At 34.4% G+C, this 413-nt stretch carries 1 protein-coding gene; it reads left to right on the plus strand.

Features of this window, described 5'->3' with window-relative positions; translation table 11 throughout:
- Positions 1 to 413 (plus strand): Tn3 family transposase (locus KQI94_RS16335; RefSeq protein WP_216454687.1); only part of this gene is annotated, 413 nt, incomplete at both ends.

Here is a 413-nt window from a genome sequence, read left to right on the forward strand (position 1 = left end):
ATTTAAAGGATCGGGAAATAATTTTAGATTTACAGCTTCAATTTTATTCGACAGTTGATAAGAGAATTTCAAGAGCAAACCTTAAAAAGTTGGAAAAAGTTACACCTAGCGAAGCAGAAATATATAGAAAAAAACTTTATTCAATAATTCCTAAGATAAGGCTTAGTGATCTTTTAATTGAGGTGGACAGTTGGACCAACTTTTCACAAGAATTTAGTCATGATTCTACAGGGAAACCGCCGAGTGAACAAGAAAGAAAAATTATTTTTGCTGCTTTGCTGGGTTTAGGGATGAATATTGGTCTTGAAAAAATGGCCCAATCAACTCCTGGAATTTCTTATTCTCAGTTAGCCAATGCCAAACAATGGCGCTTTTATAAAGAAGCTCTGACTCGTGCTCAATCTGTTTTGGTT

Origin of the sequence: Enterococcus sp. S183_ASV_20 (genome assembly GCF_018919685.1) — a bacterium.
Taxonomy (GTDB): domain Bacteria; phylum Bacillota; class Bacilli; order Lactobacillales; family Enterococcaceae; genus Enterococcus; species Enterococcus faecalis.